This is a genomic window from Sphingomonas sp. PAMC26645 (genome assembly GCF_004795835.1).
GTDB lineage: Bacteria > Pseudomonadota > Alphaproteobacteria > Sphingomonadales > Sphingomonadaceae > Sphingomonas.
In genome coordinates this window covers 1,753,861-1,767,281 of the sequence record NZ_CP039249.1, presented here as the reverse complement: position 1 = coordinate 1,767,281, position 13,421 = coordinate 1,753,861, and the positions used below count along the sequence as shown (strand labels likewise).

The window sequence follows — 13,421 nt, the reverse complement described above, 5'->3', positions numbered from 1 at the left end:
CACTGGATCAGCCCTGCGACGCCAGCGCGGTCGTATAGACCTCGATCATCTTGACGTGACCGGCCTCGACCAGGTTGTCGATGTCTTCCTCGTCGAAGCCGGCAAGCTCGGCGATTTCCTCGGTGATGACCGTATTCGCCGGGATGACGTCGTCGGGCGATACGTGGATCTCCGACACCGCCTGCGGCAGCATGCGGGTGGCGGGCTTGGCGACGTCTGCACCAAGAATGTTCTTCGTGATCGCGGCAGTGGCTGCGGCGAGTTTCGACTTTGCGGCCATGATGGCTCTCCGTGGAGTTGGGCCCGGCATGTCGCCGGGCCACAGGTCGTGAGGGTCGGGCGATGCCGCTTAGCGAACGGTGACACGCATCGAGGCGTTGGACCGCTTGGGGATCGGCAACGGCGCCGACTGGGTCATCACCCATTCGGCAGCCGGGTTCTGATCGATCCAGTTCTTGGGGAACCAGGGCGTCGCAATGTAGCCCGCTTCCGGATCGAGGATCGCGCCATAGGTAGGCGTGCCCTCATAGGCACCCGGCGCACCGATGATCAGCGTGAAGTCGGGGATCAGCTGCTTGATCGTGCCGTCGACGTCTTCGTACGTGTCGTTGTACACGTAGAGCTCGACCGTGCCGATGCGGCCCTTGTAGACCGGCGAGCCTGGCGCGCCGGGCTGGAAACCCAGCTGCACCGCGCTGACTGCTTGACCGAGCGTAGTGTCGATGACGTCCTTCAGCGTGGGATCTGCGGCGAACAGGGCCCAGGCCTTGCGATCGTAGATCACATGGCTCGGCGCGGCGCCGACGATCGTCGCGACCTCATCCAGCCAGCCGGCAACGTTGGCAACCGGCGAAACACCCGACTCGCCCCAGCGGGCCGCCAAGGTCAGCAGCTTGGTCAGGCTGCCGTCGCGCGCGAAGTCGACCGTCGCGGTCGGATAGTCTTCGCCGGTGATGACGACGCGGCCGGTCAGCAGGATTTCGGCCGCCATGACTTCGTCACGACGCTCGAGCTGCGTCTTATGCGCGAGCATGTAGTCGACCATCATCAGGTCGCGGCGATCGGCGAGCGTCAGTTCGCCGCCGATCGCTTCGCCCGGACGGCGACGGGTGAACTTGGTCGGATCGACGCGGTCGAGCGGCTTCAGATAGCCCGGGGTGAAGCTTTCCGTCTGGAAGCCCTTGTCCTGGCGCGGCTTGCCGGGGCTGTACGGGCTGACGAACGGCGCAATACGCAGATCGTCGAAAACGCGGTCCCACTTGATGTCGGGCGTGTCGAAAAGGATCGGTGCGGCCGAGAAGAACAGGCGGCGCAGGAAGTTGCCGGGCGTACGGATCGGCTCGATGATGCCGACCAGCTCGGTCGTGTCGTAAAGGGAAAAGGCCATGAAGAATCTCCGAATGCAACCAGGTGGCGCGCGCTGCGCTCACCACCTGGTGCGAGTGCTGATGCGGGTTCGGCTGCTCAGCCGAGAGTGATGTTGCGTCGGCGCAGCACCTCGCGGGCATTTTCAGCGGTGAGGCCGGCCCCGAAGATCAGCTGCTCGCGTACGAAGTCGCCGCTCTCGTAGGCGATCGCCTCGACATCGCCGTTCGTCGCGTCGACGTCGTAGGCGAGGATGAGGCTCGGTTCCTGACTGCCGTCCGTGGAAGCGGCTACCGCCAGCTTGGACTTGTCGAGGCCGTTGACCTTCGCGGCCGCGCTGACCGTGATGTCGAAGCCGTCGCCTACCGCGAAATCGGTTGCCGCGTCGCTGAGGACGCCCTTGATCTGCTCCGCGATCGTCAGCGTGCCGCCTGCGACACCTGGCAGCGCAAAGTCACCGAGCACCCGGCCTTCGGGATCCTCGAGGCGGAACGTACCGCCGTTCGCGGCAGCGGCGATGCAGCGCAGCGAATAGACGCCTGGGGTCGCACGCGAGAGTGCCGGCGACGTCGCGTCGAGCACGAACGTGCCGTTACCGGTGTTGCCGCCGGCCTTTGCGGCCGATGCCACGGCGCCGATCGTCAGCACACCGAGAACGGTTGCCGCCAGATATACGGTGCCCGCGAGCAACACGACTTTGCGGGTGCGCAGGAGCGCCTGGCCGCGGATGAACGTCTTGGGCGCAGAGCTGCCCTCAAGCGTGCGGGATGCACGTTCGTACATGGATCATTCCTTTTAGAAAGCGCAGCCCGCACGGGCGGCGACGGGAGGGTTGGCTGAATCAGCCCTTGGAGTTGAGATGCGCGAGGGCGGAGTGGCCAAGCCCTGCGGCTTTTGCGACGATCGCGGCGCCGCGTGCCTGCCCGGTCGGCGCCTTCCCACCGCCCTTGGCGCCGGTCTTGGTGCCGGTCGGCACCTGATCGGGCTGCACAGCCCCTGCCCGCAGAGCGTCGACGGTAGCACCGCGGCCCTTCGCAGCCTGGGCAAGCCCGATGGCAAAGTCGCCCGCCGCCTGACCGCTGTCGATTGCCGACGTCAGCGATGCCGACATCGTCGTTTCGGGGCACAGGTCGGCAAGCGCCATGATGCGGCTGCGCTCGCCTTCGGCCGACGACTCGCCCGAGGGGGCCGTGGCTACTGCGTCGACGACGATCGCACCGAAGCCCTCGGCCGCCAACGCTGCCTGAAGGGCGGTCGCCTGATCGGCCGAGCCGAGAATGGTGATCGCGGTGATGCCGGCCAGCGCCGACGTGTTGGTATCGGGCTCGCCCGGCATTGCAGTCTCCATGGATGCGCGGGTGCCCGTCGATGGGCCCCGCAGGGTTTTGGCCGGCTTGCGGCCGTTCACGGTGGCGACGAACTCAGCCTGCGAGTCCGCCCAGCCCATGACCTTGTCAGCGAGGCCGGCTTTCACCGCCTCCTCGCCTCGATAGACCCGCGCCTCGGTCGCGCGGACCGCCGCGTCGGTCATCCCGCGGGCAGTCGCGACATGGGCGACGAAGCGCCCATAGGCGTGATCGATGTCCGTCTGGATCGATGCGCGAACAGCGTCAGGCAATGCCTCGAACGGATTGCCGTCGGCCTTGTGCGCACCGGCGTGGATCAGGGTGACCTTGATGCCTTCCTTCTCGAGTTGCCCCGAAAAGTCGGCATGCATGGTGATGACGCCGATCGAGCCGGCGTAGCCGAGGTCCTGGACCGTGATCTCATCGCAACAGCTGGCGATTGCGTACGCGGCAGACGCGCCCACGCCGCGGATGATCGCGCGGCTCGGCTTCTTGCCGCGGTCCGCCATCATGCGGGCACACAGCTCCATGAGGTCGGTGACCTCGCCGCCGGGGCAATCGATATCGACAATCGTTCCGCGGACGTTGGTGTCGCGTTGAGCAAAGCCCCACGCTGCCGCGATCGCATCATAGCCGGTAAAGCCAGAGCTGGGGCTAACCCCGCCGCCATTCTCCGCGACGAGTTCGCCACGAACATTGATATGCGCGACGCCCTCCTGGACATCGAGCACGTCGCTAGCGGTTAGATCGGTCCGGCGATCGTCAGCGTTTCGCTTTGCGTCGATCGACGCCTTGGCGTTTGCCGCGCGCAGCTCGAGCTCGCCAATATCGAGCTGCTCACTGCCGGCGTGCATCAGCAGCTGGCTGACGTCGAAGCGACGCCCGACGACGCCGAGCACAATCGCGGCGGTCGATGGCAATACCGCAAGCGGCGTGTTGAACAGGCGCCGCGTCACACTGGCGCGGCTGAAGGAGCGGAAGCTCATTCCTCGTTTTCCTTCTTTTCGTCGCCGTCGCCGGCGGGTTCTGGCTGCGGGGCCTTCGCGGCCCCGGCCTGTGTCGGCACCGTCAGGCCCTCGGCGACGAAGGCGCGATGTTCGGCGCCGCGCTTGCGGATATTCTCGCGGTGGCTACCGCCCGTCAGCTCGGCGGTGATTTCCTCACCGGTCTTCCAGGCATGCGCTTCCTGGATCTCGTAGCCCTTGGCTTCCTGCAGCGGGTTCAGCGTGATCTTGCCATCACCACGCCAGCCAACGCCCGCCCAGGCTGCACGCCGGCGCAGGTCGGTAAAGAACCCGGGCATGTCATAGTCGCCGCGGGCAATCTTCTCGGCGAGCCAGCACACATACTGCCAGACAGCAATATCGCCCTCGAGCCAGGCGCGTTCGGCGCGTACCTGCAGGTAGAATACTTCGAGTTCGGCCTTGCTCGCGGTGTACGAACTGTTGAACATCAGCATCAGCACGCCGGCGGGAATGCCAGTCGCCGCACCGATCTGACGGCAGATCGCCTGGAAAAACGGATCGAAGTTGCTGTTCGGCCGTCCGGGCGACTTGATGTCGACCTCCGCGTCGCTGTCGATCTCCATTACGGATCCAGCTTCGAACCGGTATTCGTTCGGTGCCTCGGGCGGTACCATACCGCCTTCCCCGCCGACTGCGCCCTCTTCGCCCTCGTCACCGAAGTCGGGCATCGGCATCGGGCTCGCGCCCTTCGACTTGTAGACGACGGCGATCATTGCCGACATCACGGTCGCATAGAGTTCGGCATCGCTCGCGTCCGAGATCATCTTCAGCGGTTCGATGACCGTCGCGAGCAAACCGACGCCGCGATCCTGCTCGGGCCGCTCGCGGTTGAAGATATGAACGACGCGGGGCAACTGGTGATCGCGGTCCCAGGCCTCGATACGCTCCGGGATCAGCGTATGCCCCGGGCGTAGGACCAGATCCCCCGGGTGTTGCTTCAGGACGTGATAGGCAACCGGCGAACCATAGCCGTCAACCTCGACACCGCCTGCAATCTTGTTGCCAGTGGTAGGATCGATAGCGCCATCGATCACACCAGGCGGGTTACGCAGGCGGTCGGCCTCGATCAGCTTCCAGGCGGTCCAGGTCAGCCGGCCGGGCTGATCTGCCGGCATGACGCGCAGCGCTAGCATATCGCCCGACGTGATCGCGCCGCGGTACGACACCGCCTGTAGGCGGTAGCCGGTCGACTTGCGCTCCGCATCGACGTCCTTCGACGTCATGTACGCGTCGTAGTCGGTGGCGATACGCCGTTGCCAGGCTTCCACCTGCTCAGGCGTGAGACCAAGAACCTCGCCGTCGATCGCCGGCAGCGCCATGAGCCCCGATCCGACGACGAACGTCACCATGCGATTGATCGCAGCCGTCGCGATCGGCGCGTTCATCACCGCATCGCGCTGCTCGGCGCGCAGGCGTTCCGATCCAGGCAGGACGTCGGCGTTGGCCGATCGCGCCCGGGCAAACCAGCCGCGGCGCTTGCCGCGTTCACCGCGACCACCGCGATAGCCGCCGCTGCCACCGCCAAAGATGCTGGCGGTTGCGGAGATGCTCGTTCGTGCCGCCAGCCGATCAGCACCAGCCTTCGGCGAGAAGTACGATATGGCGCGATCGAGGAGGTTCTGGCGGGTGTCGACTTTCACCTTAGCGCATCCGGTACCGACCGCCACGGACCCGGCCGACGGCGCGAGGGATCGGCAGGATGCGCTGCACGGTGTTCAGCTTCTCGACCCAGTCCGACCAGTATTCGATGCCCGAGCGGATCGCGTCGAGATCCGCTCGGGTCATCTCACGATCGTCGATCTTGTACGCCTGGCTCGACAGTACGGCCGTTTCTGCGGCCATGTACTGGGTCAGCCGTGCGTCGGCGATCTCGAGTGTAATGCCTGCCATGCTGGCTCCTCATCGTTGCCGGACGATCCTGACGCCGCGCCGCGGCCCTTGCGGCGTTGGTCGGGCGGGCGTTGCCTGTCGGCTCACGCGCGGCCCGGCAGGGCGCGGTGGCTGTGGAGCGGGATCGTCGTCAGTGGGTGGCGGCAGCGCGATCGTCGGCGCTGCGGTTCGTGGTGGCCGCGCCCAGGCGGGCACGGCGGTAAGGTTCGGATCGCGGCCGACCATCTTCATGATGACGACCAGGGCGTAGACGAACAGATCCCAGGTCTCGTTACGAACGCCTTCCGGCTTCACCCAAAGCCCTTCGATCTGTTCCTCGGCGCGCAACTCAGCGATCCAGGGGTTGACCAGGCGGCCAAGCGGCAAGTCTGCAAACTCTTGCGGCAGGTCGATGAAGGCAGGACCCGGTACCGTCCGGCGGAGCCGGTAATCGGCGGTCGTCTTGAAGCGGTTGACGTTCGGGACGACCAGTTCGCATTCGGGTGCGTCTGCGATCTGCCGCTTTGCATCGACGGTCGGGGGCGGGATCAACTTGCCACTCGGCCTGTTGCCGCCCTTCAGCAGCATGATCGACGTCGCCGGTAGTGCCGGGCGGCGCTCCGCCAGATTGCCCGCCACCATGTCATGCCACCAGGCATAAGCGTTGTCGGTTGCGTCTTCGGCACCACCGGTGTCGACGCCGGTGCACATCACCCGCATCGATAGCGTCGGATCGCGCTGAAGCGGATAGCGCTTGGCCAGCACGCGCTTGTAGAGCACCTTCCAATGTTCGCGCCGGCGGAAGGGTTCGACCTTGGTGATCCCGTCCTCGAGCGTCAGGATATCGAAACGGTCGAGGATCCACGCACGGTTGTTCAGGCCGTGGCCGACTGCCATCACCGAGAAGCTGTTGACGCCGAGATCGACCGTCATGGTGATGGCGATGACGCCATCGGGCACCATACCCATCCGGTAAGTCGAGGCCTTCGCGCGGTCGGTCAGCGCGTCTTCGGTCACCGGCGCGTCGCCACGTCCGCGCCCGGGGTCGTTGCGGCCGACCTTGGTCTGCCAGAACGACTTGATCGGCCCCTCATCCTGGTGCTCCTCGAACCGTAGCTCAGCCGAGCGATACTGCCGGGCCAGCGAGGACCAGGGCGCGAGACCGAAAACGCCGTCCCAGTAGTAGGAGTCGATCGTATTCGCCTCGAGAGCACCGACCTTGCCGGTGTTGGTACCGGTCGAGAACGGCACGGCGGTTTCGCCTTTGCCAACCCATCGGCCGGTCGCCATCAGCGCCGGCTTGTCGGTCTGTTTGTGCACGCCGCCGCAACCTTCGTGCGGGCAGACCATGATAGCGGACTCGGCCGCATCGACCGGGGTGCTGTCCTGCCTGAAAGTTAGCCGCTCCCACGCCATCTCGAAGGGATCGCCGCACATCAGGCAATCGACCCACCAGCGGTTGCCGGTACCTGACGCCACCAGGGCCTCGATGCCCCGCTTTGGTCCCTTCTTCGGGCTGGAATTGACGTAGAGCTTCCAGCCGTACCCTTGAAAACTGGTCGTACGCCCTTCGAACAGCGACACGGCATCGCCCTGCCCGCCGATGTCGTCGTCAAAGTCGTCGAGATCGTCGAGGCGGCCGCGCGAGAATGGCCGGGCACGGAAGTTGGAACCGGTTGGCCAGAGGAAATGCCAGTCGCACCCGCGGAACTGCTTGAGATGAATGTTGTCGGCCGACGATCCGCTCAACTGGCGAGCCTTCACGTCCGGGCATTCATCGAGCAGCTTGTCGATCTGTGTCGTGACGTAGCTGTGAATGAGGTTCTTGTCGCAGAGCCAGAAGCCGATGTCCGCCGGGTCGTACATGACCGAGTGGACCTGCCAATTGTTGCCGATCTCCGACTTGCCCATCTGCGACGGGCCCATGATCGCAATGACGTTGTACGAGCACGTCATCGCAAGGTTGTTCGTCGGCTGCGCCAGGTGCTGCATCGGCTCCGGGCTGTCACGCCAGGGACCGCTGTATGCGCCCGGGTTGCGCAGATGCCGGTGACGGTTGGCGGCCTCTACCGGCGTCACCTTCTCAGGGAACGCGACCTCGGCAAAAGCTTTGACGATCGCGGTACCGGCGTCTGCGAACTTGGGTGGCTCCCGACGTCGCTCCAGGAGCATCGCCAGGGCACCCAGTCGGGGCGCCTGTACTTCCTCAGTTTCCTGCTGCGACATCGACGCCAAGCTTCGTCACGAAGGCCGCCAGGCGGTCGCTGATCTTTTCTTCGATCGCCAGCTCGGCGTCCTTGTCGAGCCCAAGCTCGCGCCGGATTTCGGGGGCAACGCGCAGCAGCTGCCGGCGGAGCTCGATCACAGCGTTGACGGTCTCCTCATAGATCGTCGCCGCCTTGACGAGTTCGCCGATCGCCTCGCGATATTTGAGTTCGACGATGCCGGCCTGGAACTCGGCCGACCGTTCACTGCCGGTCATCCGGAAGCCTTCGTCGTCCCCGCCATCGCCGAGCGCCATCAGCCGCCATTCGGCTAGGTGCGAGCGGCGCTCGTCGTCCTCCGGGTCGCCGCCAGTGGATCGGCTCTTCCACCAGGCCACGGCGCCCGGTGCCGCGATCTTGAAGCTGACGCCTCTGCGACCACGCTCGATCATCCACGGCGCGTCGGCCGGCGCGTCGACCAGATGCTTGCGCATCGTCTCCGGCGTTACGCTACAGATCGATGCGAATTCGTCGAGGCTGACGATCAGCTCAGGCTTGGCCCGCTTCTTCTGCTGGCGGCGCGGCGGTACGGGCGTGCGCGGCATGTAACCTCCCGCCTCTGTCCAGCGGCTCGGCCGACCAAGTCAAAACACGAATAATAAGGCGTAGCCCCGAAAAATACGGGGAACGTGCACGCGTCGCGCTGTCGCCCCCCGTATTGGTACACCCCCCTCAGGGGGGACCCAAAGGGGGTGCTACGGCCTCAGGCCAGGCCGATCCGCCGGGTCTGGAGGATCGAGCGCGGCGCCCGCGGTCGGAGATGCAGGTGATCGCGACCATGTCGCGGCAGGGCATGGGCGAGCGCTGTGCTTACCATGCCAACCATCGAGGCGGTGAGCAGGCAGGCGAGTGCGAAGAGGCCGCGGAAGATGCGCATGGTCAGTCCTTTGTGATGCGCTCATGGCGCGGGGGAAGGCGGAGACAGGGAGAGCAGCGTGCTGGCGTGCAGGAAGCTGCCGGGAACGGGTGCGGCCGAGCCCCCGGGGGAAGGGCTCGGCCGAGACAGCTTGGCTTGCGCTCGAGCCGTCTTACTGGTCGCTTGGCGCTCAGCTAACCCGATGAGCAGCGGCGCAAGCATGCCAGATCTTTGAGTGGGTGTGCCGTCGATCCAGATCAGATGCACGGCAGGCTAGCGACCACCGGAACCGCGAACGACCGCGCGGGCATCAGCGACGGCTGTCTCGACATCGTCGTGCAGATGTTGACGGACGGCGATGCTGCGGGTCTCTGTGTCCCACCGTTCGCCGGCGTCGATGAGTCGCTCGCCGGCATCGCGAAGGCGCTGACCTTCTGTGCGGGGCTTGAGTGCGGCCATGGCCACCTCCGGAGTTAGACATGCTTACGACTTCCTCCGCGACAGATCGCGTGGAAGTAATGAAGGGCGCGCAAGAGCAAGTGCTCCAGATCGACTGTCCCGATGGCTGCTCGAGCAGCGAGGCCTTATGCGGCCTGATATTTGTCTGAGTCCGCAGGCAGTACCCGCCAACCCTCAATTTTCCATGAATGGGCGCCGAACCGCACCCGGGCGTATGGTCCTTCCACTTCCTCGAACACGCCGGTCACGCCGACGAAGGCAGGTGCCTCGATCAGCTGGACCTGTTTGCCGGCCTCAACCGTGCAGCGCTGGGCTCGTAACGCGTTACGCTCCTCCCGCTCGCGTGCCTTCTCGGCGCGACGTCGGGCAGAGGCCGACTGGATCGCGGCGATGCGGATGGCTTCTGCCTCGGCGTAGGTTTCGGCGTCCTGGATCGCCTTGATGTCAGCGGCCCTGTCAGCCTCCTCCTGGCGGAGGCCCGCGATGGACTGCTCGCCAAAGAACGGCACTCGCCGCCCGCCATGGCGATCGACGTATCGAAAGATCGAGAACGCGGGGTGCGGGCTGATCGATTGCAGCATGAGGCCCTGCAGGGTCTCTACGTCTGCTTCCCGAGCGAACACGAACGTTGGCAGGATCGGAGCTTCCACCTCGATCTGCCGCGTGCCCATCAGCGTATTGGCCCGGATCGTCTTGCGGAACGTCTTCGCCGGCGTCCACACATCGAAGCCCGCCTCGCGCAGCGATCGCATCAGCGGCAGCGTTTGCCCACCGCTGGTACGAAGTATCGTCCAGCGGCTCACGCCGAAGCAAGGTCCAGAGAGATAGCACGCCATGATCCGTCCGGCGTGGGACGATGGTAGAACCGGACGTACGTGCGCGAGCCAATGACCCGCATACTGTCGCGGATTGCCTTCATTCCACGCAGCCAGCGCTCGTCGGCGATGGGCACGCGCAACAGCATGAACAGTCCGGACAGGCTGATCGGTCCCTCCTTATCCACTGCGAATGCCCGGTCGACCACCACCCGGATCTCGTCACGTCCCTCGGCGGTCCACTCACGTAGGCACTCGTCTATCAGCGACTTGGCAACCTGAAGTTCAGGCCCGAGTTCGACGCGATCGGATACGGCCACCTGAAGTTTCATGCAGCCGTCGTACGACGTGAGCGTGATGTTGCCCTTCTTGCCGCCAATCTTGGCGTCGTATTGCTGGGCGAGAAGAGCTTGGAACTCCCCAACGGTTTCGAAGGCGTGTTGCTTAAAGGCGCTCAACGCTGCCGACAGATCGTGCGCTTTGCCGACCATCGAACGGACCAGCTCGTCCATGAGCAGATCCTCGGTCTTCACCATGGCGATCGGGACGAGACTGGCCTTGGCATCGCTCAGATACCAGGCGCCGGCGACGTCGATCGCGGAAGGATGCGGCTTGTCGCTCATGCCGCGAGAGCCATCACCGAGGACGACATCGCGGCGATCGTGTGAATACGACGCAGCGTGCGCTTTGCAATCTGCCCAGTCTCGAGCTCGTTCAGGAGCTCGTCGATCTGCGCCCGTGGTATGATCAGGCTATTGCCGGGGATTGCTGCAATTTCCGCCTTGTACTGCGCAACGTCGATCATGTTCGCCCCGAGCTATTCAATGTCGGGCAGATGCCTAAATGGCGGGGAGATCGGCAGTGGGTAAAATGTGGGTGTGGCCGCATTGGCCTCAGTATCCATGACGATCACGCCCGCCTCGCGAAGCCGCTCAAGCATTTCGGCCGCCTCGCTCGGGCAAAGCCGGCTCTGCACTCCTGCGGGCTTCACGACGCCTTTGCGTGAACCCCGCTCTCGATAGAGCAGGCCGTCACGCACCGCCCGCTTGACCGCATCACGCGCCGTCGACGAGTGTATCCCCATCGCGCCACCGATCTCGCCGTAGCTTGGCCATTGTCCCCAACGGCTGATGTACTGTTTGACGAAGCTGACCACCTGCAGCTTTCGCGAGTTCATGTCAGGCGTCAGCCGGTATTCGTTCTGCACAGTACAACCTTCCCCCCCGCAGGGAAGAACATAGCCTGAACTAGAATCAGTAGGAAAGTATTCCGCGCGGGGGCATGTCCAGGCATGAGCGCCTACCTTTAAAGACCTTTCCTCCGCGCCGAACTCGTTTCGATCTGCCCCTCCCCGTTCTGCATCCGGTACGTTCCTAGACCTTCGGCGTAGAGCTGATCGAACGTCAACAGGGCAGCGCGTTTTCCCAAGGGGCCTTTAATCATCTGCCACCGGTCGGGCCCATATTTGTCGATAAACCAGTGGTCCGGCCTGCCGTTCTCTCTTTCAATCGATGAATGTGGAATGACCTGGCTGCGAACGATCCAGTCCCTGCCGTACATGCTTCCACCAATCGTTATGCCGGACTCACGTTCATCATGTCGGCGCAGCGTCATTTGGTAGCGGGCGCCGTCGTTGATCATCAGGACCGCGCTTGCAGGACCAGTGGATTCGACCAACGCTTCAACCCATCCCGTCGACGTCTCAATGTCGATCGGATGAGTACCAGTCAGTTGAGGTTCCGGTTGTCCAGTAATTTGGCCATTAAGATAGACACACAGTACGGTTCCGATGTTGACCGAACTGAAATTGGTAAGTGCACGCCATCCCATACAGGCCTCCAGGTAATATGTTTACGGCGAATATTCCGTCCCCGGCGGCAACGGTTAATCCGTAGTAGCTGCTCGGATCATCTACGGCTGAGTTACGCGAGTAGGCTTCTCTCGCGCCGAAGGGCCTACAGCATTCCGCGGATAGCTGATCGATTGGTCGCCTGTCGGCCGACAGCCAAATGCGGAAAACATTGCGGCGTCATCCGCCCTGCCAACCGCCGACATTAGCATATGATGCTGGATCGCCGCACATCGGCGCTCGTTAGCAAACAGCCTATCTCCAGCATTGAGAAATGCCGATGCTAGAAAACCGATACCCGCGAGCCCGACGACAGCGTTTGCCGCCAGACGAACGCGATCGCTGTTCATTTCAGCAGCACTGAAACCTATCACTGCACTGCTCAGCATGAGCGCGCTGATGATCGTGTTGCCCGGTAAGAAATTTACGTACGGCTGCAGAACGTATGCGAGCAACGCAGCGGAAGCAAAGATGCCTAATTTGGCCGCTTGGATATAGGCTGCGTAGCGTTCCAGCGAGTCACCGATGATCTTCATCGGAGAAGGTTACCCAGATTTTTACTGCAAAGGGAAGTGAGCCCTAGGCGCCCATCGCATCACACGCCGGACATCGTTGTCGCCAGAATGCGTCGCTGCGGCGGATATCCCCTCCGCCGCAATCCTTTCAAACCGGCAGAAATCCGTCGATTTACGGCGTGCGCTTTCGAGAAGTACCCCGCTGATACCCCCGGATTTATCGGGTCTTACGTGCCGATCGCTCAAGCAACAGGTCCAGCTTAGCGTTCGTTTTTGCTTGCTCGACTGCTAGGACGTTGACCTTACTTTCGACTCCGACAATGCGGGTTTCGACGATATCGAACTTGGCGCTGACAGCATCGAATTTTGTTCCTGTGTAGACATACAAGCCGATGACCGCGAGCAACGGGCCAGCAACGCCGACCACGATCCAGTTGCGTACCTGCTGCACGTCCTCTCGGAGGTGCTTCAGCTGAGCGTCAACGCTGGCTTTCCAATCATCAGTCACGCCGCCTGAGGTGCCCCCTCCGTTACCATGACGCAAGTGCTGACGATCTACGAGAGCCTCCCGGCCTCGTTGGAGGTCTGCCAGCAAGGCTTTTGCGCTCTCATCGACGTCACCCACGCTCAACTAGCCCTGCGTTGTGAGCGAGCATGGCAAGCGACCACTGCGATTCTTTCGCCAACTCGGCGACCTCCTTGAGGGTGTCCCGAGCAAGGAGCGTGTCGCCGATTGCCAGGTGGGACACCGCCAATGCTAACGCGTTCGTCACCTTCTGAGATTTAGCAAGCACGTCAAAGAGATCGCGTGACGAGACGGCTTCGTTACCCATGAGAATACCTCCAATACGACATTGCCCTATCCGCCATCGCCCTCCGCCTTAGCGCCGATTGCAGGCAGGTTCTCGATGTTTGGCTTAGCTTTGTTCAAGCAGCGGATATACCCTCCGCCGCAAGCATGCATCACCCGCTTAAGTGTTTGGTTTTTGCTCGGCCGGCTTGAGCGCATACCCCGTTGATACCCCGGTCAGTTCGCTGGAATTAATACGCGCGCCACG

18 protein-coding genes are annotated in these 13,421 nt (G+C 63.5%); 1 reads left to right on the top strand and 17 read right to left on the bottom strand.

Annotation, left to right across the window (positions count from 1 at the left end; genetic code table 11):
- Positions 1–7: 7 nt before the first annotated feature.
- From E5673_RS08275 to E5673_RS19640, 9 genes are all read right to left on the bottom strand, one after another.
- Positions 8–280, bottom strand: a complete 273-nt coding sequence (locus tag E5673_RS08275; RefSeq protein WP_136189624.1) for a hypothetical protein — start codon at positions 278–280, stop codon at positions 8–10.
- A gap of 69 nt (positions 281–349) precedes the next feature.
- Entirely contained in the window at positions 350–1,387 is a 1,038-nt protein-coding gene (locus E5673_RS08270) for a major capsid protein (RefSeq protein WP_136189623.1), read from the bottom strand.
- A gap of 77 nt (positions 1,388–1,464) precedes the next feature.
- Entirely contained in the window at positions 1,465–2,148 is a 684-nt protein-coding gene (locus E5673_RS08265; protein ID WP_136189622.1) for a head decoration protein, read from the bottom strand.
- A gap of 58 nt (positions 2,149–2,206) precedes the next feature.
- Positions 2,207–3,697, bottom strand: a complete 1,491-nt coding sequence (locus tag E5673_RS08260; protein WP_136189621.1) for a S49 family peptidase — start codon at positions 3,695–3,697, stop codon at positions 2,207–2,209.
- Positions 3,694–5,376, bottom strand: coding sequence for a phage portal protein (locus tag E5673_RS08255; protein ID WP_168711590.1), 1,683 nt, complete (start codon positions 5,374–5,376; stop codon positions 3,694–3,696). The genes E5673_RS08260 and E5673_RS08255 overlap by 4 nt, the downstream gene beginning before the upstream one ends.
- 1 nt (position 5,377) lies before the next feature.
- Complete coding sequence (locus tag E5673_RS08250) at positions 5,378–5,626, bottom strand: hypothetical protein (protein WP_136189619.1); 249 nt, start codon at positions 5,624–5,626, stop codon at positions 5,378–5,380.
- Positions 5,627–5,635: 9 nt separating this feature from the next.
- A complete protein-coding gene (locus E5673_RS08245) occupies positions 5,636–7,777 on the bottom strand; it encodes a terminase gpA endonuclease subunit (RefSeq protein WP_168711589.1) in 2,142 nt (713 codons plus the stop codon).
- Between the two features lie 34 nt (positions 7,778–7,811).
- Positions 7,812–8,414: a hypothetical protein gene (locus E5673_RS08240; protein ID WP_136189617.1), complete on the bottom strand. Its 603-nt coding sequence runs from the start codon at positions 8,412–8,414 to the stop codon at positions 7,812–7,814.
- A gap of 158 nt (positions 8,415–8,572) precedes the next feature.
- Positions 8,573–8,746, bottom strand: a complete 174-nt coding sequence (locus tag E5673_RS19640) for a hypothetical protein (RefSeq protein ID WP_168711588.1) — start codon at positions 8,744–8,746, stop codon at positions 8,573–8,575.
- 240 nt (positions 8,747–8,986) lie between these two features.
- Between E5673_RS19640 and E5673_RS08235 the strand changes: the two genes are divergently transcribed.
- Entirely contained in the window at positions 8,987–9,202 is a 216-nt protein-coding gene (locus E5673_RS08235; RefSeq protein WP_136189616.1) for a hypothetical protein, read from the top strand.
- 107 nt (positions 9,203–9,309) lie between these two features.
- Here E5673_RS08235 and E5673_RS08230 read toward each other — a convergent pair whose 3' ends face one another.
- The 8 genes from E5673_RS08230 to E5673_RS08195 form a co-directional block, all read right to left on the bottom strand.
- On the bottom strand, positions 9,310–9,987 hold the full coding sequence (locus tag E5673_RS08230) for a hypothetical protein (protein WP_136189615.1): 678 nt from the start codon (positions 9,985–9,987) through the stop codon (positions 9,310–9,312).
- Entirely contained in the window at positions 9,984–10,622 is a 639-nt protein-coding gene (locus E5673_RS08225; RefSeq protein ID WP_136189614.1) for a DUF3164 family protein, read from the bottom strand. The genes E5673_RS08230 and E5673_RS08225 overlap by 4 nt, the downstream gene beginning before the upstream one ends.
- Positions 10,619–10,804 (bottom strand): hypothetical protein, encoded by a 186-nt coding sequence (locus E5673_RS08220; protein ID WP_136189613.1) that lies wholly within the window; start codon positions 10,802–10,804, stop codon positions 10,619–10,621. The genes E5673_RS08225 and E5673_RS08220 overlap by 4 nt, the downstream gene beginning before the upstream one ends.
- A 12-nt stretch (positions 10,805–10,816) precedes the next feature.
- The gene (locus E5673_RS08215) at positions 10,817–11,206 is read right to left on the bottom strand and encodes a hypothetical protein (RefSeq protein ID WP_136189612.1); all 390 of its coding nucleotides are present in this window, start codon (positions 11,204–11,206) and stop codon (positions 10,817–10,819) included.
- 98 nt (positions 11,207–11,304) lie between these two features.
- Positions 11,305–11,829 carry a hypothetical protein gene (locus E5673_RS08210; RefSeq protein WP_136189611.1) on the bottom strand — a complete coding sequence of 175 codons (525 nt, stop codon included), beginning with the start codon at positions 11,827–11,829 and terminating at the stop codon, positions 11,305–11,307.
- 81 nt (positions 11,830–11,910) lie between these two features.
- Entirely contained in the window at positions 11,911–12,384 is a 474-nt protein-coding gene (locus tag E5673_RS08205; protein WP_136189610.1) for a hypothetical protein, read from the bottom strand.
- 196 nt (positions 12,385–12,580) lie between these two features.
- A complete protein-coding gene (locus E5673_RS08200; protein WP_136189609.1) occupies positions 12,581–12,988 on the bottom strand; it encodes a hypothetical protein in 408 nt (135 codons plus the stop codon).
- Entirely contained in the window at positions 12,981–13,196 is a 216-nt protein-coding gene (locus E5673_RS08195) for a hypothetical protein (RefSeq protein WP_136189608.1), read from the bottom strand. Before E5673_RS08195 ends, E5673_RS08200 begins: the two co-directional genes overlap by 8 nt.
- Positions 13,197–13,421: the final 225 nt, after the last annotated feature.